The following is a 23,670-nucleotide window of genomic DNA, read 5'->3' on the forward strand; positions in this document are numbered from 1 at the left end:
ACCGCAGTCGGCGCGCCCTTATCTACCGCCGATGCAAGCCCGGGGAACGGTTACCGACCCGCCGTGCTCGAGAGCGTCGAGCAGTTCACAGCCGCGGCGGTACTGGACCGTGATGGTTCGTGGTCGCTACGTCGCCCGGATCGCTGCAGTTGCGGCCTGGACGTAGCCGCTGCCAGGGGATCCCGAAGTGCGGATCGTCGACGCGCACACGCTCCTGCTCAAGCAGAGCCTGACAGACGCCGGGCACCACAATGCCGGCCACTGGGCCAGCTGTCGACGACAACGATCCGCGGCACTCCGGTTAGTGACGGATAGGTAATCCAGGCATCGGTTGGCGGCATTGAGTGCCTCGGTGAACGTTGCGCCGAAGTCTGTCGCCCGCGTCGGCCCACAAGTCACGACCGCCTTCTCGCCGCGAACCACAGACGTGACCCAACCGTCGAGCGACACCGAATCGGATGCTCGCGCCCGCTTTCGGAGCAGGAACGCAGCGCCGTTGCGCCATGTGTCACGCGCGTCCTGCTGCGGCACCCCTGCGTACTCTCCGACCGCCACCCAATCAATTATGGCCGTGACAATCCCTCTCACTGTCGGTCCGCAAAGTAACGTCACCTTCGTTCGGTGCTTGACGTCGGCGATAAGGGGGGCGCATGGATGCGTTCGGAATCCTCGACGAGGTCTTGGGCGACTACGAGAACTTCGTCAAGGGCTTCCTGGAGATCAAGGACGACCAGATCCGCAGCAAGGTCGAGAAAGAGATCGCCGACGGTCTGCTCTGGCCGGAGCCCTGGCTTGCACTCAACCCGGCGTTCGAGTCTGGCGGCACTGCCTCTGAGCTGGTCGAACGCAAGGTTCTGCACCCGGACGCGGTCAACGTGTTCCGAGCGCGCACGGAAGGCAACCCGACGGGCACAGAGATCGCGTTCCACCGCCATCAGACCGATGCCTTCGAAATCGCGAAGCGCCGTGAGTCCTACGTACTCACCACCGGTACCGGCTCCGGCAAGTCGATGGCGTACATCGTGCCGATCGTCGACCGGGTGCTGCGCGAGGGCTCGGGCAAGGGTGTGCGGGCCATCATTATCTATCCGATGAATGCCCTGGCCAACAGCCAGCGCAACGAGCTGGAAAAGTTCCTCGGGAAGACGAACCCCAAGGTCAGCTTCGCGCGATACACGGGGCAGGAGAACAGGGAGGAACGCGAGAAGACCCTCGCCTCTCCCCCGGACATCCTGCTGACCAACTACGTCATGTTGGAACTGATGCTCACCCGCCCGAAGGAGCGCAAGAACCTCATCAGCAGCGCAGAGAATCTGTCATTTCTGGTTCTCGACGAGCTGCATACCTATCGCGGCCGACAAGGGGCCGATGTGGCGATGCTGGTCCGCCGGTTGCGCGGCGCCGTTAAGTCGAATGACGTCCAGTGCATCGGTACCAGTGCGACGCTGGCCGGTCCCGGCACCAAGGCTGAGCAACGTCAGCAGGTCGCCGAATTGGCAACGAGGATCTTCGGTGTCGAGATTCCGGCATACAACGTCGTCGGGGAAACACTACGACGTGCGACAACTGGCGAGGCAGACCCGGCCACGCTGACAGCGCGGCTGGCAGCACCGACGCCGGCCGAGTGGGAAGAACTTAAGGCCGACCCACTGGCCGTCTGGACCGAACAGCACTTTGGTTTACACACTGACGACGAGGGCAAGCTCGCTCGACGCCCGCCTTCCAAACTCAGCGATGCGGCTACGAGATTGCACGACGAGACCGGCGTGGACGAGGTGGTCTGCCGGGAGAAGCTGCAGGAGCTACTGCTTGCCGGCTCACGGGCCCGCGATCCGCAAGGCCGTTCGCTGTTCGCCTTCAAGCTGCATCAGTTCATCGGCAAGGGCGACACCGTCTACACCACCCTGGAACCCCCGGCGAAGCGCTTCCTCACCACCCAGTACCAGCGCAGCGCACCCAATAGGCCCGCGGGACAGCCTCTCTTCCCATTGGCGTTCTGTCGCGAGTGTGGTCAGGACTTTCTCGTCGTGAACCTAGAGCGCGGCGGTGAGAGCTTCAGTCCTCGCATCCCAAATTCCGATCTTGTCGAAAATCCCGATGCCGACGGCCTGTTGCTCCTGACAGAGAACCCATGGCCCGATCCCCACGACCCTGCATTGCTCGAACTCGTCCCTGAGGACTGGGTGGTGTCCAGCGGGAGCGGTCAGATTCTGGACAAAGCTCGAATCACAAAGCTACCCAACTCATTACGTGTCGACGAGTTCGGAACCATCACCGACGACGGAATGCCGGTGGCCTTCTTCGAGCGGCTCGAATTCTGCCCGTCATGCAAGACGAGCTACGAGAGCGCCCGCCAGTCCCAATTCTCCCGCGTGGCCAGTCTTGGCACTGAAGGTCGCGCAAGCGCCGTAACGGTTCTCTCGCAATCAATCGTCAGAGCCCTCAGAAGCGAGTCCGACCTCGACAACGACGCCCGAAAGTTCCTGGCGTTCAGCGACAACCGCCAGGACGCAAGCCTGCAGGCGGGCCACTTCAACGACTTCGTGCTGGTCGGGCTGATCCGCTCAGCCCTGTACCGCGCCGCCGCCGATTACCAGGAACAGAACCCCGGAGAACCGCTCACTGACGAGAACCTCGGACCCGAAGTGGTGAAAGCGCTCAGCGGGAAGAGCCTCAAGTTCTTTGCCCGCGACGAAGAGACCGCCGACGAGCACATCCCGCGGAAGAAGATCGCCCGCGCACTGCGTGATGTCGTCGCCTATCGCTTGTGGGCTGATCTCAAGCGTGGCTGGCGTATCACGATGCCGAATCTGGAACAGACCGGACAACTGCGCCTGGCCTATGAGGGGGTCGACGAACTCGCCGCCAACGATGACAAATGGGCAAGCTACGGAGAACCACTGGCGGGCGTCAGCGCCGAGACGCGCCGCGACGTGATGCATGTCCTTCTCGACGAACTTCGCCGCAACCTCTGCATCGACACCGAGTTTCTCACCGACGAGAAGTTCGATGCCGTCCGGCGTGCCAGCAGGGAGTGGTTGAAAGACCCGTGGGCCATCTCCGATGACGCCGGCACGTACAGCGGCCTCGCCTACCCCGGTGGGCGACCCAAGGGTGCAACAGGGAGTGGCGCCGATCTTCACCTGTCTGGCTTGGGTGCCTACGGGCGCTGGCTGCGACGTCCCAATCGGTTTCCCGGCTTCCAGCATGCGCTCAAGACGGCCGACGCCCAGGGCCTCATCGAGAGCCTGATGGACGTCATGGCCGGCGCCGGCATCTTGGTGCGAATTCCGGTTCCCAAGCGGCCCACGGGTTACCAGCTGCGTGCCGACCTCATCGCCTGGTATCCCGGCACGGGTGAGCGTCGCGCGCCGGACCCCATCCGCAGTAATCAATCGGAGGGCCGGGTAAATCCGTACTTCCGTGCGCTCTACGCCGAAACCGCGAAGAAGCTCGTCGGCTTGGAGGCGCGCGAACACACCGCTCAGGTCGAGCCGGCCAAACGTCAGAAGCGGGAAGAAGAATTCAGCGAGGCCCGGCTTCCGGTGCTCTACTGCTCGCCTACGATGGAACTCGGCGTCGACATCAAGAGCCTCAATGTCGTTGGCATGCGAAATGTCCCGCCAACTCCCGCCAACTATGCGCAGCGTTCGGGACGAGCTGGCCGGTCGGGTCAGCCGGCAATCGCCCTGACCTACTGCGCTACCGGCAATGCGCACGACGCCTATTACTTCCGGCGCAGTCAGGACATGGTGGCCGGAGCGGTCGCACCACCGCGGTTGGAACTGGGCAACCAGGATCTGGTGCGCGCACACGCCCACTCGATCTGGCTGGTGAAGTGCGGCCTGGACCTCAAAGCCAGCATGGTCGACTTGCTGGAGATCGATCAGCCCGGCCAGCCTTTGCGCGCCGAGGTACTCACGACGATCGAGTCTCCGTCGAGTCGCAGCGCTGCCATCGCCGCGATCACCGACGTCCTGACGGCTACCACCGAAGTGACCGCGGCGCCGTGGTGGACGGAGACCTGGATCGCTGAAACCGTCGAGCAGGCGCCGACTCGCTTCAACCACGCCGCGGACCGATGGCGTGGGCTCTACAACGAGGCGCAAACGGAGCTGGACCAGGCCAACACGACCCTGAAAACCATCGGTGCGTCCGAAAGCTCGAAACAACGTGCCCGCGGCCGCATTTCGGAGGCACGTGCTGCTCTCGACCTTCTGAAGGGCCAGGTCGACGATGTGCTTCAGGGTGATTTCTACACGTACCGCTACTTCGCCTCGGAGGGCTTTCTGCCCGGTTATTCCTTCCCGCGGCTGCCGCTTTCGGCGTTCATTCCGGCGGAACGGCGCACCCGCAGCGGCGGGGAAGGAGATTTCATCCAGCGGCCCCGGTTCATGGCGATCAGCGAGTTCGGACCCGGCGCGTTCATCTACCACGAAGGGGCGCGATACGAGGTCAACCGGGTCAGCCTGCCCGCGCGAGACGACGGCACTGGCGTCAACATCACCGAGATCAAGCGCTGCAGCGCCTGCGGTTACCTCCATGAGTCCACCGACCCCGATCTCTGCCAGCATTGCGGTTCGCCGTTCGCGCCGGAAAGCACACTAACCAACTTGATGCGGCTGCTGTCGGTCAAGACTCGTCGCCGCGACCGGATCAGCGCCGACGAGGAGGAACGCCAGCGCGCCGGACACGAAATCGTCACGACGATTCGTTTTGTGCCGCACGGAGTTCGGGCCGGACAACTCACAAGCACGATCACCGAAGGTGGACAAGAGCTCGGCACCATGACCTACGGCGACACCGCGCTGATCCGCCGGATGAACGTCGGTCTGCGCCGCCGCAAGGACAAGGACGTCCGCGGGTACGTGCTGGACACCGTGGAGGGGCGCTGGTGCAAAGAGGCAGATCTGGCCAAGAACGTGCACGGCGAGGCCCCGCGGTATCAGAGAGTGATCCCCCACGTCGAGGACCATCGCAACGCGCTGCTGCTGCATCTAGACCCATCGATCGCTGCGGATCAGCGGATGGCGGCAATGTATGCGCTCAAACGTGGCATCGAGGCCGTCTACCAGTTGGAAGGCTCCGAACTTGCGGTGGAAGCGCTTCCCAGCAACACAGGCGACCACGCGTGGTCGCGGTTGTTGTTCTTCGAAGCCGCCGAGGGCGGAGCCGGCGTGCTGCGTCGCCTTGCCACAGAAGATGGGCAACTACGTCAAGTGGCGCGAAAAGCGCTGGAAATTCTGCACTTCGACCCCGACAGCGGTGAAGACCTCCACCGCGCACCGCATGCGATTGAGGACTGTGCACAGGCCTGTTACGACTGCTTGCTGTCCTACAGCAACCAGTGGGACCACCAGCACCTGGACCGCCACCGCGTTGTCGACCTGCTCCGACGACTCGCCACATCCAATGTGGCCGTCGGAGCCGGCGGCGAGGACCGAGCGGCACAACTTGAACGCCTGACCAAGGCCTGTGACAGCGAGCTGGAGAAGCGGTTCCTCGTCCTGCTGGAACAGCACGGCTTCCGGCTCCCTGACGATGCCCAGAAAATAGTGGGCGGCTATTACGTCCGACCTGATTTCGCTTACCACACCGACGGTATGGACGTTGCCATCTTTGTCGACGGCCCCGTCCACAACACCGCGCATCAGCAGGAGAAAGACGAGCAGGCACGCATGAAGCTCGAAGATGAGGCGGGGTGGATGGTGCTGCGCTTCCACCATGACGATGCAGATGCCAGCTGGCTCACAACCATTGCAGAACACAGCGGTGTGTTCGGCGAAGCGAAGGCGAACGCATGACGACGGTCGACTACCCCGCCGGCAGCCTGGTCAATGCCCGCGGCCGGGACTGGCTCGTTCTACCGGGTTCCCCCGATGGCACGCTGCTGGTCCGCCCCCTCGGGGGTCACGAGCACGAGACCACCGTGCTGCTGCCCGAGATCGACGACTTCGCGGCAGCCACATTCGAACCACCGACGGTCGACGACCGCGGGGACGCCGGCCGGGCCCGCCTGCTTCGCGATGCGCTCAGGCTCTCCTTTCGCGCCAGCGGCGGCCCGTTCCGTTCATTCGCGCGCCTGGCCGTCGCGCCCCGCAACTACCAACTGGTTCCGCTGATGATGGCGGCCAACCAGGATGTCACCCGGTTGCTGATCGCCGACGGCGTCGGTATCGGCAAGACGGTCGAGGCGGGACTTATTGCCGCCGAGCTGCTGGCCACCGGGGAAGCGCAGCGGTTGGCGGTGTTGTGCTCGCCCCAGCTGGCGCCGCAATGGCAGGGCGAGCTCCGACACAAGTTCGGTATCGACGCGCAACTTCTGTTGCCATCCACGGTCAACCGGCTGATGCGTGGCGTCCCGTTCGGATCCAACGTCTACCAGCACTACCCGTATCTGGTGATCTCTACCGATTTCATCAAGCAGAAGTCCCGTCGTGACGAATTCGCCTTGCACTGCCCGGAATTGGTGATCGTCGACGAGGCGCATACCTGTGTGGCATCCGCCGGCGTCGGCAAGTCCTCCCAGGCTCATCTGAGATATGCGTTGCTGCGCAAACTCGCCGACGACCAGCAGCGCCACCTGCTGCTGCTGACCGCGACTCCACACAGCGGCGACGACAGCGCCTGGCAGTCGCTGATCGGCCTGCTCGACGACCGCCTCGGCGACCTGCCGGCAGACCTGTCCGGCCGCGACCGCGAAGACGACCGCAAACTGTTGGCCAAGTACATGATCCAACGCCAACGCGCCGACATCCGCGAGTACCTCGACGAGGACACCCCGTTCCCCGATCGCGAAACCACCGAGACCGCGTACAAACTCACCGCGGGATACCGCCAACTGTTCGACGACGTGATGGACTACGTCCGCGAACAGGTCGCCGACCCCAAGCTCAGCGCGGTGCGGCAACGCGTCCGGTGGTGGTCGGCGATCGCGCTGCTGCGGTGCCTGGCCTCCAGCCCGGCCGCAGCCGAACAGACCCTGCTCAACCGTTCGGCGGTCGCAGCCGCCGAGGACGAGAGTGAGGTGGACGCCTACGCCGAACCCCGTGTGCTGGACACCGATCTGGACGACACGCTCGAAGCCGAGGACGTCACCGTCGGCGCCGATACCGGCGACACCGACACACCCGACACGCAGAGCCGAAAGCGCCTGCGCGATTTAGCGTCTGCCGCGGCGGCACTGAAGGGCCCGCGGTCTGACGCGAAGCTCAAGCGACTCATCCCGCTGCTCAAGGAACTCCTCGACGAGGGCTACCACCCGATCGTCTTCTGCCGCTACATCCCCACCGCCGACTATCTCGCCGAGCACCTGACTTCAGCCCTGTCAAAGGTCAAAGACCTCAAGATCGACGCCGTGACCGGAACTCTCCCTCCGGAGGAACGCGAATCCCGCGTCGATACCCTCAGTGTCCACGACGGCCCCCGCCTGCTGATCGCCACCGACTGCCTGTCGGAGGGCATCAACCTGCAGGACGGCTTCAGCGCCGTCGTCCACTACGACCTGGCGTGGAACCCCACCCGCCACGAACAACGTGAAGGTCGCGTCGACCGATTCGGCCAGCAAGCCCCCACCGTGCGCACGGTGACGTACTACGGCGAGGACAACGGCATTGATGGCATCGTGTTGCAGGTCCTCATCCGCCGCCACGAGAACATCAAACGCAGCATCGGCGTCTCCGTGCCGATCCCGGTCGATTCCACCACCGTGATGAAGGCGATCTGGGAGTCGCTGCTGTTGCGCGGCAAGGAAGCCGAACAGATGACCCTCGACTTCGCCGATGCCACCTCCAAATCCTTAGCAGAACAAGTGGAGGTCGAATGGACCAACGCGGCCGAACGGGAGAAGGCATCGCGTACCCGGTTTCGGCAGGCCGGACTCAAACCCGACACCGTCGAACACGCCCTGGCCGAGGTCCGCCGCGCCCTCGGCGGGCCAGCTGATGTCGAAACCTTCGCCCGTACAGCACTATCCATTCTCGGTGCTCCGGTCAGCGACACCGACGATGGGTTCACCGCGATCGTCACCGCCCTCCCGGCCGCGGTACGCGATCAACTCCCGCCCACCAAGAACGGGCGACTGCACTTCCACCGCTCGCTGCCTGTCCCGGCCGGGCACAGCGTGCTGACCCGCACTGACGCCACGGTCGATGCGCTGTCACGTTATGTCCTCGACGCCGCACTCGACTCCCGGCTCGACCCGTCGGCCCGACCCGCCCGCCGCGCCGGCGTGATGCGCACCCGCGGAATCGCCAAGGTGACCACGTTGCTCATGGTGCGGCATCGGCTGGAGATCACCATCCAGGGCTCGGCCGGCACCGTCAAGCAAGTCGCCGAGGAAGCCAAGTTCCTTGCGTTCACCGCGAGCGGCGACACCCTGACCTGGTTACCGCAGGCCGAGGTCGACGCGCTGCTGTCCTTGACGCCGTCGGGCAACGTCGACGACGCGCTGGCCCGAATGCAGTTAGGCCGTGCACTGGGGCGCCTGCAGGCGCTCACCAAGCACCTCACCACAACAGGTGAAGACGCTGCAACGGACCTGTTGTCCGAGCATCAGGCGGTGCGCAGCGCCTCCAAGGCCGGCGGACGCGCACCCACCGTCCGGTTCCTGCCACCTGCCGACGTGCTCGGTATCTACGTGTTCCTGCCGGAAGCGGGTGCCAGATGACCGCACTAACGGTCTTCCGTGCCGTCCGCGCGGTCGGCACCGCGCTGCCCTCCGAAGCCATCCCGCGGGCCAACGAACTGCGCATGCCAGGTCAGACCGCGGACGCCTACCAGCTGTCACCGGGGATGGCGGTCAACGGTGCCATCGCCCGCGCGTGGGAAGCCATGCTCGCCGCGCACCACACCTGGCGCGCGGCCCTGGAGCGGCTCCCGGACAGTGACGCCGCCACCAAACTCACCCGAGACAAGTGGCTGCTGCCGCTGCTGTACGAGCTGGGCTGGGGCCGGCCCGATGTCGTCAGCGGCGGCCTGGCCGTGCCGCCCGGCCTCGGTGAGACCGAGCCACCCCATTTTCCCATCTCGCACCGCGTCGCCTGGCCCGACGCCGCGAACGCCACAGCCTGGGTGCCGCTGCACCTGGTGGGTGCCGGAATCGACCTGGACACCAAGACCGCGGGGGTGACCGCCCGGGCGCCGCAAGCCATGGTGCAGGACTACCTCAACCGGGAAGACCATGCGCTGTGGGCGATTGTGTCCAACGGCCACCAACTGCGACTGCTGCGCGACGCCTCCAGCCTCACCCGGCAGTCCTTCATCGAATTCGACCTCGACGCGATCTTCACCGACCAGCTCTACTCCGACTTCCGCATCCTGTTCCTGACCGTCCACGCCAGCCGGTTCGCGCCCCGCTTGGACGACAAGGCGGCGAAAGCGGTTGTCGACAGCGAGGACTCCGATGAGGACGCGGAGGTCGAGCAGGCCGAGCCCAAACTCGATAACTGCTGGCTGGAACGCTGGCGTACCACCGCCATCGACGACGGCGCCCGCGCCCTGCTGAACCTGCAACACGGCATCGCGGTGGCGCTGCAGGAGCTCGGCACCGGCTTCGTCTCGCACCCAGCCAACGCCGCCCTGCGCGAGACGCTGGCCGCCGCCACCGACGCCGACCGCGATCTGCAGCGCGCACTGCTTCGCATCGCCTACCGGCTCGTCGTGCTGTTCGTGGTGGAGGACCGCGGTCTGCTGCACCGCTCCGAGGTCCCCGAAAGTGCCCGCACCCTGTATGCGGACTACTTCTCCGCCGCACGATTGCGCCGACTGGCCGCCGAACCGATCGGCGGCTGGCACACCGACCTGTGGCAAGCGCACCAGATCGTCACCGATGCGCTCGCCGGCGACGGACTACCCGCGCTCGGCCTGAGTGGGCTTGGCGCCAGCCTCTTTTCACGGGACGCGCTGAGCATCCTCGACGGCGCCGAGCTGGCCAACCGGGCGCTGCTTGCCGCGGTGCGGGCGCTGTCACAGATCGACGACCCGGTCACCGGACTTCCGCGCTCGGTCGACTATCGCAACCTCGACAGTGAAGAACTCGGCGGCATGTACGAGGGATTGCTGGCCTACACACCGCGCTACCACGCCGACGAGAGGACGTTCACCCTCGACGTGTCCACCGGCAACGAACGAAAGAAATCCGGCTCGTATTACACCCCATCGGATCTGATCGCGCTCGTGCTAGACGAGGCGCTAAACCCGCTGATCGACGAGGCCATTCGGGAATCCGACCCCGAACAGGCGCTGCTGGATCTCACGGTGGTCGATCCGGCCTGCGGCAGTGGCCATTTCGTTGTCGCTGCCGCCCGCCGGATCGCCGCCGCGCTGGCCACCGTGCGCACAGAAGAGACCGAACCCACGCCCGCCGCCCTTCGGGCTGCAACCGCTGATGTCATCGAACGCTGCGTCTACGGCGTGGACCTCAACGATCTGGCAATCGAGATCACCAAGGTGGCGCTGTGGCTGGAGGCGTTCGACGCCGACCGGCCGTTTCCGTTCCTCGATGCGCATTTCCGCGTCGGCAATACACTGCTGGGCACCACCCCTGAACTGCTACGCCACAACATCCCCGACACGGCCTTTGTGCCGCTGGGTGGTGACGACAAGGAGTGGACGTCCAAGCTCAAGGCCCGCAACAAGTCCGAACGTCAAGCCGACCAGGACCAGTTGACGTTGAGCTTCGGGCCCGACACCCTCAATGTCGAAACCAGCCAGTTCACCAAGGCCGCCCGCGAAGCCGATACCGGCACTGTCGCGTCGGTGGCCGCCCTGCGCGCCCGCGCCGACGCGTGGCGACGCTTGGAAGCCGATCCCGACCTGGTGGCCGCGAAACTGGTGGCGGATACATGGTGCGCGGCGTTCGTGCAACCCAAGACCGGGGCGACGACGTCCGGCCAGGGCATCACTCACGCAACCGTGCGCGCTCTCTCAGAGGCTCCGGAGTCAGTGCCCGACACCATCGTCACCCAGGTCAATGCCCTGGCAAGGCAGTACCGGTTCTTCCACTGGCATTTGGAGTTCCCCGGCATCTTCACCGTGCCCGACGACGGGAGCGCCGAAGCCAGCACTGGGTGGACGGGTGGCTTCTCGTGCGTCCTGGGCAACCCGCCGTGGGATTCGCTACAACTTGAGGATAAGCAGTTCTTCGGCAATCTCGGCCGGGTCGACATCGAGAACGCCTCGAACGCGAGTGCGCGGAAAAAGATGATCGCCAAACTCGAGTCATCAGACCCAGACGTATTCAGGCTATATAACGATGCACGGCGACGCTCTGACGCGACTAATCATCTGGTACGTGGCGGGCGCTATCCGTTGACAGCGCAAGGAAAGATCAACACGTACAGCGTGTTTGCCGAGACCATGCGAACCATCCTGAGTCCCGAGGGACAGGCCGGCATCATTACACCGACAGGCCTCGCCACCGACAACACAACTGCACCATTCTTCGCTGACACCCTCAGCAACCACCGGCTGTATGCGTTTTATGACTTCGACAACGAAGCAAGAATCTTCCGTGATGTCCACCATGCGTACCGGTTCGCAATCACGACGATGACCGGATCTCTACGCGAGGTCGGCCGCACCAAGTTCGCCTTCCTCAACCGGCACGTCTCGGACGTTGCGGACAAGCGATTCCAACTAGCGGCCAAGGAAGTTCTGGCGCTCAATCCGAACACCGGAACGTTGCCAATGTTCCGCAGCCGCGACGACGCCGACATCACGCTCGGCATCTACTCACGACACCCGATCCTCATCCGCGACAATGATCCGGAAGGCAATCCCTGGGCCCTCTCGTTCAGCCAAGGTCTGTTCAACATGGCCTCGGACTCCGGGTTGTTTCACACCGCCGAAGACCTCGCCGATGCGAAATTCGACGGCTGGTCCTACAAACGCGGCAATAAGGAGTACGTGCCGCTGTACGAGGGAAAAATGCTGTGGCACTTCGACCATCGATTCTCTACATACCGCAAGGCGACGCCAGCCCAACTTAGAATGCAGACCCTGCCGCGAGTCTCTGACGAAGAACACGATGATCCCAACCTTGAGGCCCTGGCCCGCTACTGGGTCGAGAGAACGGTAGTTGCTGCAAAGCTCGATGACCGATGGGACGCAAACTGGCTACTCGGGTGGCGCGATATAACTGGCACCGAGAAGGTACGTACCTTCGTGCCCGCCGTACTGCCAGCATCTGCCGTCGGCGACAAGTTCCTCCTCGCTCTTCCGAGTGAGGCCACGGCCGCTACCCGCCTGCACGCCGTCTGGTCCAGCCTGATATTCGACTACGTCTCGCGCCAGAAGATGAGTGGCACGTCGTTGAAATACTTTATGGTCAAGCAGCTCGCATGCCCAATACCCAAGCAGTTCAAGAGTCCTGCCCCCTGGCGCCACAGCGAGCAGCTCGATAATTGGATCAAGCCCTACATCCTCGAACTGTCCTACACGTCGTATCGCGTATGTTCATACTCGCGTGATCTCGGCGACGACGGTAAGCCATTCCGTTGGGATCCCGATCGCCGAGCCCTACTACGCGCCGATCTCGACGCCGGCTTCCTCCACATCTACGGCCTGGACCGCGACGAATCAGAACACGTGTTGGGTTCCTTCCCCATCGTTCGCAAGTACGACGAACGAGACTTCGGCGAGTACCGCACCAAGCGTCTCGTGCTGGAAGCCTACGACCGCATGGCCGAGGCCATCGCCAACGGCGGAAAGGGATGGAAGCCGCTTGCCGATCCACCCGCCGGCCACGGTCCCCGTCACTCCGAATAGTCAAGCAACGGAAGAACAATGCCACTCGCCATCGACAAGGGATCCCGCAAAGACCTGGGCAAGCTGGAGAAGCCCGTCTACATCCGCGTCACCGAAGGCTTCGACGAGTTCGACCGGACAATACTCGCGAAGAAGCTAGGACCGCCGAGAATCGTGCCGACCGACGGGATCGACGAAGCATGACTGACTCAGATCCAGATACTTCTGAACTCCACATACAGTTCCCGAACGAGTACTTCCACTCGGTGTCAATCAACATGCTCTGGCATCCCGACGGCGGCGTCTCCCCAGACGAGGCTGTCAACCCGGACGACGGCACACTTCGACCTGGCGTCAAGCCCTGCACGCAGGGCACCGGTTTCTTCTATCGGTTCGAAGGAAGGAACTTTCTGGCCACTGCGCGCCACTGTTTTACGGATCGGGCGTGGCGCACTAACGAATACCTGGAACCTCCGGTGACCCCCACGCACTTGACCATGCGCGTGCGCACCATGCCTCGCTCAGAAACCTTAGATGCCAATCATCTTGGCTTCGTCGATTTTTGCCTGAAACTAGTTGACGAAGACGAGAACCCACTATGGTTCGAGCACCCCCGCGGCTTCCAGGTAGACATCGCGGCGCGCCCACTCGATGACCTGGCTGTAGGCGAATTGCTATTCCTTCCGCTGGAACCTAAAGACGCCGCATATGGAACGGATCCGCGGTTCTGGGTGACAGACGACGTCTACACCGTCGGATACCCGTTTGGCCTTGACCATGGCTTTCTCTGGCCGATCTGGATGCGCGGCACCGTGGCATCCGAACCCGCGCTCTACTTCCCCTACAGAGGGGAGGAGTATCCGCTGTTCCTAGTGGATTCGCGAACCCGCCCCGGACAATCCGGTTCACCCGTGTTTCTGCGTAGGCGGCACTTCACAGACATCGCCTCCGATGACGTGCTACCTCGTTTGCGGCTCATCGGCATTTACTCAGGGCGCCTAAATGAAGAGTCTGAACTCGGTTTCGCTTGGCACATAGGAGAACTCGACAGGCTGTGCCACGCCAAACAGCACGCACCGAAGAGCAAATCGTAAATTGCCCGGGAGATCAAAAATGCCACTCGCCATCGACAAAGGGTTCCTCAAAGACCTGGGCAAGCTGGAGAAGCCCGTCTACAACCGCGTCACCGAAGTCTTCGACGAGTTCGATGCCGCGACCCACACCGGGCTGCATCTCGAGAAGATTGCGAACGCCCGCAACCCGCGGTTCCGGTCCATCCGCATCGACCAAGCCTGGCGCGGCATCGTGCTGGCCCCCGTCACCGGCGACGTCTACACATTGCTGAAGGTATTGCACCACGACGACGCCTACGCGTGGGCGCAACGCAGCAATGTCTCGGTCAACTCCGCTACGGGCGGTATCGAGATCCGCGACGAAGCCGAACTCGACCGCCAGATCCCCGAAATGGCAGAAGCGGCCAAGACCGCCGGCACCCCGATCTTCGCCAACGTCAAAGACGGTGAGCTGGCTAAGCTCGGCATAGACGAGAAGGTGCTGGCGTTCGCGCGGACCGTCACCGATGCCGCTCAACTCGACGCGGCGAGATCCTTTCTGCCCGAGACGCAGTGGGATGTGTTGTTCGGTCTCGCCGCCGGCTTCACCCCCGAGGAAGTCTGGGGAGACCTCGGCGCGCAAATTCTGAGCGAACCCGTCGACACCAAGGACATCGATGCCGCCATCCTGCGCAGCAGCGACCGGGTCGTCCTCGTCTCCGGGCCCGACGAACTGATGGACGTGTTCGCCTACCCATTCGCCACCTGGCGCGTGTACCTGCACCCGACGCAGCGCGCCGTCGTCGACGCGGCCTACACGGGCCCGGCCCGCGTCACCGGCGGCCCCGGCACTGGTAAGACTGTTGTCGCCCTGCATCGCGCGCATATGCTCGCCCAGCGTGGTGACGGCAAGGTACTCGTCACCACCTTCACCTCCACGCTGTCCGACACGCTGCAGTCCGGGCTCGACATGCTCGTCGACGACGAAAGGGTCGATGATCGGATCGAGGTGTCACACGTGGACCGGATCGCCCACCGCCTCTTCCGCAAGAGTCACGGTGCACCGCACATGCTCGGCTCCGAGGACGAGAAAGCGTTGTGGGCCGGGCTGATCGACGAACTCGGCCTCACCTTCACCCCCGTGTTCCTGTCCGAGGAATGGCGGCAGGTGGCCCTGGCCCGTCGCATAAGTACCGCGGACGCCTACCTCGCCACCAAGCGGACCGGTCGCGGCCGCGCCCTCGGAGCAGCCCAACGAACGCAGGTGTGGCAGGCCATCTGGGCGTTCGAACAGGCCCTTACCCAGCAGGGCGTGTGGACGCACGAAACCATCCGGCGCGAAGCGACCCGCCTTTTGGAGGAATCATCCGATAAGCCGTTCCGCCACATCATCATCGACGAGGCCCAGGATCTCAGCCCGGACCAGTGGCGCCTGCTACGCGCCGCGGTCGCCAAAGCACCCGACGATATCTTCATCGCCGGCGACACGCACCAGCGCATCTACGACAACCGGGTCAGCCTGCGCGAGGTCGGAATCAACATCGCCGGCCGGTCCTCCCGACTGAACATCAACTACCGCACCACCGCCGAGATCCTCGGCTGGAGCTTGGGCCTGCTGCGCGGTGAACCGATCGACGACATGGAAGGCGGCCTGGACTCCATCGCCGGCTGCAAGTCCTACGTGCACGGGCTACCGCCGGCACTGAGTGGACACCACAGTGCCGACGAGGAGGCCAAGTTCATCGCCTCGTCGGTGAAGGAATGGATCGACAGCGGAATTGCACCGTCGGAGATTGGGATTGCGGTCCGAGCGATGTGGTCGGCCTCGAAAATCCACAGCTCCCTTAACGCGGCCGGGATCGGCAGCGTCGACCTTGCGAAGGCAACGGACGACGACGATGTCGTGCGTGTCGGCACGATGCACCGCATGAAGGGACTCGAATTCCGCTGTATGTGTGTCGCTTGTGTCAGCGCCAAGCAGGTGCCAGCCGCCAACGCCGTGACCCCGATCGAGGACGACAAACAGACGCATCAACAGGACCTGGAGCGCGAAAAGTGTCTGCTGTTTGTTGCCTGCACCCGGGCACGCGAGGAGCTTCTTGTCACTTGGCACGCTGAGCCCAGCCCGTTCCTGACCACCCCCAGGAACGACTCATCAGAGGCTTGAACAGTTCGAGTAGACGAGACTAAAGGAATCTAGCCACCCGAGTCGCTGCCTTGAGCGCGGTACCACTTCGAGTAACCGGAAACGACCTCGTCGTTCACAATTCCTGTGCCAGCAAAAAGAAGCTGCTCTCTGAGTAGCTTCGAGTCCCGCTCAGATATCCGCAAGAGCGGTCGCCGCAGCCTTAGTGACCAACTATCGCCAAGGTCTTTCAGCGCGTCAAGCTGCGACACGTGCTCTGCTAGGTTGACGCCTGAGCCAAATGGAACAAGCGTCTCAAGTTCCAAGTCGCAGCCGACGGGATATCCGCGCCCACCAAAGAACACCGGCTGATCAAGCTGCGTCAGGTCGCTCGTTACGCGAGCTGTGCCGATTACGCGGCCTCGGTCACGAGTTGAGTTCTTGAAGGCCCCTCGTGTGGTGTACACCATTAGTTCGTCGTCGATCTTTAGTGATCGGACTTCTGCCCTATGCGCGCCCTTCCCCGCGCCTGGGAACGCTGTGCGGCGAGCATCGAGAATCCAGCCCAGTGCCTCGCGGTCACCGATTATGAGCAGGAACGTTGACATCGATCCGATATACACCAATTACCTGGTGCCGATTGGTTGATTTCGAACAAACTGTCTAGACAGCATTCTGATAGCCGAGCGGACACGGAGGGGTCAACAATCGCGGCTCTGCACCAATTGATCACCGCGCTCGGCGGCCGAATCAGGGCTTGTATCTACCAGACCGTGAACAATCCGTCTGGAAGAAGCAAAGCTGAGGTCGCAACCGATTGCACCTAACCGCCCTGGCGTGAACAGTACTTGACAATGGTCCCTCCCTTTTAGACGAGGTTGCCGGTCACGACGTCGGCCCATGTCCGATGCCGGTCACCGCCGATCCGGCGAGTCATCCATGCCGGTGGTTGTGGAACCGCGCCCTGCCGCATCCGGCGCTCGACGTCGAGCGGGCTGACGATGGTCACTCGCCCGGCGCCGTGTACCAGCACATCGTGCGCCACGGTAAGCGCGGCCACGCAATCCGGTTGATGTTGGCCTGCCTGCCATAGAACGGCTTGCGCCTCAAGGCTCGGCAGGTGCCCGGCTAATTGGACGGTTCCGGTCTCCAGACCCTGAATCAATTTGGCACTGCGGGCCATCGCGTCACCCCGTCCTCGGTCGCTGCGTTTCGGTGGCCAGCTCGACACCCGCACCAGGTGCGGCAGCCGGTAGCGCCGCAGCGCCGTGTTCAGCACCGACAGATAACCCTCGCGTGCGGTGAATGTCTCGATCACGATTTCGGATGCACCGCTGTCGATGGCCAGTTCGACTGCCACCGTTGCCCACCGTTCGGGTGTCATTGGCTCGCTGACATCGCGATGCACGACAACGGTGCCCGAAGTGGTCAACGAGGCCGCGACGATGCCGGCCGCGTCACCCTCGCCAGAGTCGGACGGATCGACGCCGATGACGGTGCGCACCAGCCCGGCCGGCAGAGCCGGCAGCCGCCAGAGGTCCAACCATTCGCGGCGAATCACATTGCCCTCGGGGCTCGCCGGGACGCCTTGAAATTCGGCCCACCAGGTTCGCTCACCGACTGACCGACGCTGGTCTGCGAAGTCCTCGGCGGTGCGGCCCACCGCCGAAACCATGGGCTCGCCGGCCGCACGGCCCAGCGAGTCGGGCACGGCGCGCGGCTCGCCGATGGCTGGGATGTTCACGTAGCGCCAGCGGTCGGGTTCCTCGGCGAGAAGGGTGCCAATCAAGTCCTCGGGGTGCCATCGGGTGCCGATGACGACCACCGAGGCGCCGGGATGAACGCGAGTCATAAGCGTTGCGCGGAATTCATGGACGACCTTGCGTCGCAGCGTCGGCGAGTCGGCCTCCTGCATGTTCTTGATCGCGTCGTCAACGACAAGGAGGCCGGTCGCGCCGAAGCCGGTGATGCCGGCCAGGATTCCGGCGGCGAGCATGCCGCCGCTGTGCCCATCGAGTTCCCAACGACCGACCGATGTTTTCTCAGCCGATAAGCGCAGGCCGAGCAGGTCGCCGTGCTCGGCGATGATGGCCCGCGCCGCCGCGCTGTGCGCCTGCGCGAGAGTGTCGGCATAGCTGGCAAGGATGTGCCTAGCATCGGGATCGCGGCGTAGTGCCTCGACGCAGCCGAGCACCGCGGCCGTGGTCGATTTCGACTCACGCGGCGGCATGCAAATGATGATGCGGTCATCGGGTGTCCGTATGGCGCGGTCGATTTCGTCGCTGACCAGTGCCACCGCAGGGGTGACTCGGTAACCGAGCACCGCTCGCCAGCCAAGGTCCGCCGGTGTGGTCGGGGCCCTGCGAGAGCGCACTTGGGCCAGGTGTTCAGCTTCCGCCAGAGCGTGCGCGGCGTGCACGGGATTGCCGAACGTGAAAGGCTTTGACCCGCCTAGTTGCGCTGTCATCGGTGTCCCACTCGATCCATGAGCAAGCGGTCGCAGGTTTGAGGGCGAGCACATATCCGCCGGTCAGAGAGCATATTGCCGGGTTTCGCCGCCAGCTGTGACGATGTGGTGTTGCCGAAATGTTGACAATCGCCGGCCGGAGGCGAGGTCATCAGGGCGGTCAATCCGGCCAGCACGTCCTGTCCGGCCCCCCATCGGGGCCTCGGCTGCCCGACGCGCACGCTCGGCGCCGGACGGCGGCGCGATCTGCCGACGCATGTATGGGTAGCTGTATCCACGAACTGCCAACACCTCGTCGAATGACACCTTGACGCGCCGCTGGCATAGCGGCAGTGGTTCGGGCTGGGGCTCGACGGGCTGCGCCGGTGCAGGTTCGGTTCGGTTGGTGCAGAGTCGTGCTCGATTGACCACAGCGCCTCGGCGATGCGATGCAGCAGCGTGCGCTTCATCGGTCGCCGGCCTCACGCTGTCACGGATAGCGGTCGATGACTGCCCACGCTGCGGCTTCGGCCTCGGCTAGGACGTCGCGCGGAAGGTCGGCCAAGGTATCCAATATATCCGCTTCGGACACAACGGGTTTCGGCTCAGGGGCAGCGTCATCGTCAACGCTGGCGTATTCGCGGCCGTACGGCTCACGGCCCGACACATTCAGCGCGGGCGGGCGAAGGGTTGACCCTGCGGGATCTTCGCGATTACGTGCCACAGCAAGCCACTGCGCCAACTCGGCCGCCGGCAGTCCACCGAACCCGAGCACGGAGCGGCAGATTTCTACGTGTGCCGGCCAGAGCGGATCGGTGGGACCGTCGCAGACAGCGAACACCTCGCGGCAGCGTTGTGCGGCTTGGCCGGCCATCACCGCGCCGGTCAGCGTGCCCTCGGTGACCTGGCGCATGAGCACGGCCACGGCAGGGCCCAGGCCCACGTGTCATCGTCGGTGTCGCGGCGCGCACGGCGTAAACGTGCCGAAATACAGTTCCTCCCAGATCCGGAGGAGCTGGTCATGCAGCTCCCACACCTCTTCGGCGTCGAGCCTGCCTGTGCCGGCCAGCTCGGCGAGTCGGTACTGCGTGGCCGCTAGCAGCTGCGTGCCCTTGGCATACGCATACTTCGCGCGGTCGGCGATGTCTTCAACATCCCGGTTAATCGCAGGTGTCTGCGTCTGGTCGCTCCTCACTGAATTCGTTCCGGCTCCACCGACTTGATGGGGTGGTCTGTGTGGGCTGCAAAAGGTTGTACATCTCTGATTCGTTGCCCCTCAGCTGTTTTCATGGCCAGGGGCGACGGGTGCTGCCACCCCCGGCCATCGGTTAACTACTAGTCGCCGGACCAGGCGAACATGACAGGCAGCCAGGTGGGCACCAGATAGCCGTCCACGAATAGCTCGTCACCGAAGTCGATGGCCGGCAAGCGCACCCCCTCGCGACCATCGTCGGTGTAGTCCTCCAGCAGCACCATCCCGCCGGCCTCGTACGTTGCGGCGTCGGTGCGCTCCAGGACGATGCGAGGCTCCTTGGCGAGCATCGCCTCGATAACGGCCAGGAACTCCACTGTCCCGCAGTTCCACAGCACCACGTTGGGCGGGTCGGCCATCGGTGTCGTGCCGACACCGTCGCCGACCGCGTGGTTACCGATCGTCATGGTTTCTTTGCCGAGAATCCGGATACCGAACTGCGACACCTCGTCGGCGACATCCATGACTGTGACGGCACCTTGGTCCCGCACCAAATCGATCGCCGCCTCTACGGCTCTCTCTCGGGAGGCGTCCATCGACCGCAGGTACCTCAGGTGCTCCTGGGTGTCGTTGATGTAGTCCTCATCGAAATACTCTGGGACGTCTGGCATTTCGTTAACCTCATATCTTCCTTCTCGGCCCCAACCGACTTGGCGGGGTTGTCTATGTGCGGCTCATTCATGACCTCTGCACGCGGGCGTCGGGTGGGAGCTCGAAGAGCCCGTCCTCGGTGCCGTCATCGACCGCGGCGCGCGGGCGCCGGCGAACCCGTCGCTCGGGCGCCAGCGAGAGCTTGCCTTTCGTGCGCCGGATCTTGCCGGCCTGCATCAGCAGGTCGATCGCGGCGTCGAAGTGGTCAGCGAGCTCGGGGCGCAGACGAACCCAGAGCTCGTAGGGCCGTTGCGGCTGGTTGCGGTTGAGGAGGCGCACGATGTGTGTGGCTGCCAGGTCTGGGGCGAACCGCTGGTCTGTGGGTTCGATGCCGCCGCACGTGTAGTGGGTGCTCTGCCCTGTCGTGGTGGGGTGCCCGCAGGTCGTGCAATTCGTCATCTCATGCCTGCTTTCTTGTCGGCCCCGCCGGCCCGGGGGTGTGATCTCGTGTTGATCGCAGAAGCCGCGGAAGCCGCAGAAGTCTCGTCATGAGACCCCTTTTGCGGCTTGTGCGGCTTGTGCGGCTACCGCGAATCGCTGTGATGCTGGTCGCCCTCCGGTGGGCGCCGCTTCGGGAAGCGGCACCAGGTACCCGTGATCGACGAGCCGGTCCAGCGCCGGCTTGAGGGCCGCGGTAGTCCGGAACCGTGCGCGGCTGGCCGCGGTGAACGCGTCCCTGACCGACACGGCGTCCTTGTTGAGCCGCCAAATTCGTTCAAGCAGATAGCTCGCGTCGGCGGTGGTCTGATCGGTTCCCATCGCGATGAACGCGTTGATCGCGGAGGCTTTGAAGTAGGCGCCGATCCTAGCCGCGGCCAGGACGGTGCTGACCTCAACCGGCTTGCGTGGCCCGTGGTCGGCGCCGAGGCCGGCGAGGTGCAAGATCCCGGCGATGCGGCCGATCGCTCCCAGGAACTTCGCGCCCCAGTCCGCCAGCGGCGCCAGTTCTCCTTCGCCGGCGAGCGTGGGCTCGATCTCCGCCTCGATCTCCGACATGGCTTGCTGCGCCGTTGGTGTCAGTCGCAGGATGAGCGGGTCGCCGGCCCACCCGACCATTCCCTTGACCAGTCGGCTCACGGTGACCCGGTAGCGTTCCTCGACCTCGGGGCCGATCGGTGCAGCCCCGATCTTGCGCCGGCCGACCTTCGAGACCGGCGCCGCGTACAGGAAGCGGGCAAGGAGCCCACGGCCGCGGAACTCTTGGTTAGCGGCGATCGCGGACAGCACCTGCGGCTGAATCATCAGGCCCAAGGTCAATGCGGGCCGCTCAACGTACTCGGGAGGGCGACTTTTCCGGTCCACCCGCAGCGGATCGCCGGAATGGCCCTTCAACCAGAGATCGAGGTTTGGGACCGATCGGGAGTATCGGCCCGCGATGATGTCGAAGATGCCTCCTTCGGCGCTGATGATCGCCAGGCGGCCTCGCTGCTCGGCCAGCAGTGATGCCGCCGCCTCCGGCGTGATGTCATCTGCGACCAACCGCGGGATCGGCGGCACCTCAATGGAATCGGCGATCATGGCCGCCCCGATCACGTCGGCAAATGCCTGGTCCTGCTCTGCTCCATCGGCACGTGCGGCTATGTTGCGTTGCCTCTCAACGGCTTTGGATGCGATCTCCTTGCGCTCGCTGGCCTCCTTCCGCGCCGCGGCAGTTTCGGCGGCGAGCTGCTTTTCGACGTCGAGAATGGGGCGCGTCATCGACGACTGCACGGCACTCTTGCGTTCCCCGGACGCGGCGATCGTCGCCGTGTACAAGACCAGGGGCTCTCTCCAGCCATAGCGGATTTCGATCTCCGCGTGGCCGCCGGTGCACGCGGACATCGCGCTCAGCGCCGACGTTGCCGCCATCGCCGGGTCGGTCTGCGTTGCCTCGGCGACGCCGCGCACCATGGCCGCGATCGGCTCGGGCAGTGCGCCTGTGGGGAAGGGCGGTACCGCCACCTTCGCGGTCAGTGGGAGCGGCCCGTCGATCGGCGACTCCTCGTACATCGGGTCGACGGTGTCGGCGTCGATCATCACACCACCCCTCTGCCGGTGATGGCCCGGTATGCGGCCTTCAAGTCGCCGCCTTGGTCGAGGACGGCATAGGCCCGAAACTTCGTGTAGCCGTGGGGGTCAGACGGCTCAGTCACGTCGAACGGGGTGTTGGGGCTGTACACGAACAGGCAGCCGCTGCGCACGGTTGCCGACCACTCCGACGTCGAGTTCGGGTGGCGCCACCGCGCACCGTCGGCATCGGGGTCGGCGTCGAGACATCGCCAGCCGTGCGGTGCGAGGACGTCGGCCCAGGACGTGGCGTCGCTGAACTGGTCGGCCGGCGACGGGCCGTGAAACACCGAGAACTCGCGCCGGCGCCCCGGCTCGTCGACGCGCTCAGGGCGGATCAGGTCGACCAGCCACGCCGGCGGCTCTGCCACCGGGAGGTCGATGCGCCGGTACGGCTGGCCGGTGTCGGGATGAATCGATGGCGCCATCACCACATAGCCGGTCGCCGTCTTGATGTCGAGGCCGGCGCCGAGTCGCTTGCTGCACAGCTTGCCGGCGGGCCTGCGGTAGAAGCGGTGGCTTCCGCCATCGCCGCGGCCGCTAATGGTGGCCAACGTCTTGGGCAGCGGGCCGTGCCGGCGCTTCAGTTCAGTGATGGTCTCGGCGCCGCCGTTGCGCGGATCCACATCGAGCACGAACATCGACTCGGGAACTCGGGCGCCGATGTTGCAGCCGCGGTAGGCGCCGCCCCACCAGGCGGCAACCTGCCCGATGTCGGTAGTGGCGTCCAGGACGCCGCGCCCGCCGGCGATCGCGGGTATCTTCCCGCGCACTGGGAAGACCGCCCAGTTGCGGATCGCGTACTCGATCGCGTGGGTGCCGATGTCGGTAGCGCCGATGACGTTGGCGTCTAGCCCACGGATCGCGTGAGCTTCGCAGATGAGCTCGCCGGCGGTATCCTTTAAAACGCCTTCTTCTCGGCGAGCAGCCCCGGCCGGCGGCCGGGGCTGTTTCGTCCTAGTCACCCTGGCTTGCCTCCGTGGTGGCCGCGGCGCCGCGGAGTGGCAAAACGTCGTCGGCCATCAGACCAGCCCGACCGGGATCATCAAGGCGTCGAGGTCGCTGATCCGGATCTTGATCAGCCGATCGCCGAGCCGGTACGCGTCGAGCTGGCCGCGGCTGATCATCCGCCTGACCGTCTTCGTGGTGACGTCGAGATAGGTTGCGGCTTCAGGGATTCCGACAAAGCCGCGCTGAACGTGCTCAGGGTGTCGGCGGGTGCGCCTGTTAGCGCTGGCCGGCACTGTTGATTGGGGTCGCGAGGGCGAAGACACGAAAAACCTCCCAGAGAGGGCATGACGAAATTGCCTCTTCTGGGAGGTGATCTGCTGCGAATCGCGATGTCGCAGTC

At 64.4% G+C, this 23,670-nt stretch carries 15 protein-coding genes; 6 read left to right on the forward strand and 9 right to left on the reverse strand.

Annotation, left to right across the window (positions count from 1 at the left end):
* The first annotated feature begins 650 nt into the window (after positions 1 to 650).
* The 6 genes from BST47_RS02605 to BST47_RS02625 are packed head-to-tail and all read left to right on the forward strand — an operon-like array spanning position 651 to position 15,966.
* Positions 651 to 5,804 (forward strand): DEAD/DEAH box helicase, encoded by a 5,154-nt coding sequence (locus BST47_RS02605; RefSeq protein WP_083123610.1) that lies wholly within the window; start codon positions 651 to 653, stop codon positions 5,802 to 5,804.
* Entirely contained in the window at positions 5,801 to 8,668 is a 2,868-nt protein-coding gene (locus BST47_RS02610) for a DUF8741 domain-containing protein (protein WP_083123611.1), read from the forward strand. The genes BST47_RS02605 and BST47_RS02610 overlap by 4 nt, the downstream gene beginning before the upstream one ends.
* Entirely contained in the window at positions 8,665 to 12,768 is a 4,104-nt protein-coding gene (locus BST47_RS02615; protein WP_083123612.1) for an Eco57I restriction-modification methylase domain-containing protein, read from the forward strand. The genes BST47_RS02610 and BST47_RS02615 overlap by 4 nt, the downstream gene beginning before the upstream one ends.
* A gap of 18 nt (positions 12,769 to 12,786) precedes the next feature.
* The gene (locus BST47_RS30590; protein WP_165799726.1) at positions 12,787 to 12,951 is read left to right on the forward strand and encodes a hypothetical protein; all 165 of its coding nucleotides are present in this window, start codon (positions 12,787 to 12,789) and stop codon (positions 12,949 to 12,951) included.
* Entirely contained in the window at positions 12,948 to 13,841 is an 894-nt protein-coding gene (locus tag BST47_RS02620; protein ID WP_165799727.1) for a S1 family peptidase, read from the forward strand. Before BST47_RS30590 ends, BST47_RS02620 begins: the two co-directional genes overlap by 4 nt.
* A 19-nt stretch (positions 13,842 to 13,860) precedes the next feature.
* Positions 13,861 to 15,966, forward strand: a complete 2,106-nt coding sequence (locus BST47_RS02625) for a UvrD-helicase domain-containing protein (RefSeq protein WP_083123614.1) — start codon at positions 13,861 to 13,863, stop codon at positions 15,964 to 15,966.
* Positions 15,967 to 15,995: 29 nt separating this feature from the next.
* Here the strand turns inward: BST47_RS02625 and BST47_RS02630 are convergent, their stop codons facing one another.
* The 9 genes from BST47_RS02630 to BST47_RS31425 all read right to left on the reverse strand — a co-directional run bounded on the left by BST47_RS02630 (position 15,996) and on the right by BST47_RS31425 (position 23,593).
* Complete coding sequence (locus tag BST47_RS02630) at positions 15,996 to 16,532, reverse strand: hypothetical protein (RefSeq protein ID WP_133056193.1); 537 nt, start codon at positions 16,530 to 16,532, stop codon at positions 15,996 to 15,998.
* A gap of 260 nt (positions 16,533 to 16,792) precedes the next feature.
* The gene (locus BST47_RS02635; protein WP_083123616.1) at positions 16,793 to 18,391 is read right to left on the reverse strand and encodes a terminase large subunit domain-containing protein; all 1,599 of its coding nucleotides are present in this window, start codon (positions 18,389 to 18,391) and stop codon (positions 16,793 to 16,795) included.
* A gap of 469 nt (positions 18,392 to 18,860) precedes the next feature.
* The gene (locus BST47_RS02640) at positions 18,861 to 19,313 is read right to left on the reverse strand and encodes a hypothetical protein (protein ID WP_133056194.1); all 453 of its coding nucleotides are present in this window, start codon (positions 19,311 to 19,313) and stop codon (positions 18,861 to 18,863) included.
* Positions 19,314 to 19,316: 3 nt separating this feature from the next.
* A complete protein-coding gene (locus BST47_RS02645) occupies positions 19,317 to 19,565 on the reverse strand; it encodes a hypothetical protein (protein ID WP_083123618.1) in 249 nt (82 codons plus the stop codon).
* A 140-nt stretch (positions 19,566 to 19,705) separates the two neighbouring features.
* Positions 19,706 to 20,233 carry a hypothetical protein gene (locus tag BST47_RS02650; protein ID WP_083123619.1) on the reverse strand — a complete coding sequence of 176 codons (528 nt, stop codon included), beginning with the start codon at positions 20,231 to 20,233 and terminating at the stop codon, positions 19,706 to 19,708.
* Positions 20,234 to 20,300: 67 nt separating this feature from the next.
* A complete protein-coding gene (locus BST47_RS02655; protein WP_083123620.1) occupies positions 20,301 to 20,672 on the reverse strand; it encodes a hypothetical protein in 372 nt (123 codons plus the stop codon).
* 87 nt (positions 20,673 to 20,759) lie between these two features.
* Positions 20,760 to 22,289 carry a YfjI family protein gene (locus BST47_RS02660; RefSeq protein WP_083123621.1) on the reverse strand — a complete coding sequence of 510 codons (1,530 nt, stop codon included), beginning with the start codon at positions 22,287 to 22,289 and terminating at the stop codon, positions 20,760 to 20,762.
* Positions 22,289 to 23,284 carry a bifunctional DNA primase/polymerase gene (locus BST47_RS02665; RefSeq protein WP_083123622.1) on the reverse strand — a complete coding sequence of 332 codons (996 nt, stop codon included), beginning with the start codon at positions 23,282 to 23,284 and terminating at the stop codon, positions 22,289 to 22,291. Before BST47_RS02665 ends, BST47_RS02660 begins: the two co-directional genes overlap by 1 nt.
* Positions 23,285 to 23,341: 57 nt before the next feature.
* Positions 23,342 to 23,593, reverse strand: a complete 252-nt coding sequence (locus BST47_RS31425) for a helix-turn-helix domain-containing protein (protein ID WP_337360509.1) — start codon at positions 23,591 to 23,593, stop codon at positions 23,342 to 23,344.
* Positions 23,594 to 23,670: the final 77 nt, after the last annotated feature.

Origin of the sequence: Mycolicibacterium tusciae (assembly GCF_002086795.1) — a bacterium.
Classification (GTDB): domain Bacteria; phylum Actinomycetota; class Actinomycetes; order Mycobacteriales; family Mycobacteriaceae; genus Mycobacterium; species Mycobacterium tusciae.